We start from the raw sequence: 541 nt of genomic DNA, 5'->3' as shown, positions 1-541 counted from the left end.
CGGTGCTGTTGGCCGGCACAGTGATGACGGTGGTGCCGTCGCTCAAGGTGAAGGTCAGCGCCGCGTGCTTGTCGATCGGCAGGCCGTCTTTGTTGGTCAGGGTCACGGTGTAAGTGATCGCGCCACCTTCGGTTACCGAAGGGGTGGCCGTCAGCTTGGCCACCACTTCGTCGGTGGTGTCGGTCACGGTGACCTTGGCCGCGTCGCCCAGCTGCAGGTTCTCGAAGGTGCGGTTGCCGATGTCGGCCGCCGACTTGATACCCAATGCCAAGGTGACCATCAAAGCCGGTGACACCAGCGCGCCGTATGAGCACGTAGCGCAGGGTGACGACGTCTACAAGGACTCGGGTGAAATCAGCCTGGGCGTCAAATCGGCTGTGGATATCGATGGCCGTACCTTCGAGAACCTGGAGCTGGGCGGCGCGGCGAAGGTGGAAGTCACCGATACCACTGACGAAGTGGTGGCGAAGCTGACTGCAACACCTTCGGTGACCGAAGGTGGTGAGATCACTTACACCATCACCCTGACCAACAAAGATGG

At 61.2% G+C, this 541-nt stretch carries 2 protein-coding genes; one reads left to right on the top strand and one right to left on the bottom strand.

Annotation, left to right across the window (positions count from 1 at the left end; translation table 11 throughout):
- On the bottom strand, positions 1 to 265 hold a 265-nt coding region (locus tag OO258_RS27445; protein ID WP_266035081.1), incomplete at its 3' end, for an immunoglobulin-like domain-containing protein.
- On the opposite strand from OO258_RS27445, the gene OO258_RS27440 reads away from it, so the two are divergent.
- Positions 228 to 541 (top strand): immunoglobulin-like domain-containing protein (locus tag OO258_RS27440; RefSeq protein WP_416309238.1); only part of this gene is annotated, 314 nt, incomplete at its 3' end. The genes OO258_RS27445 and OO258_RS27440 overlap by 38 nt on opposite strands.

It is taken from the genome of Pseudomonas sp. DCB_BI (assembly GCF_026240995.1).
Classification (GTDB): domain Bacteria; phylum Pseudomonadota; class Gammaproteobacteria; order Pseudomonadales; family Pseudomonadaceae; genus Aquipseudomonas.
This window is presented reverse-complemented; position numbering and strand designations above follow the sequence as displayed.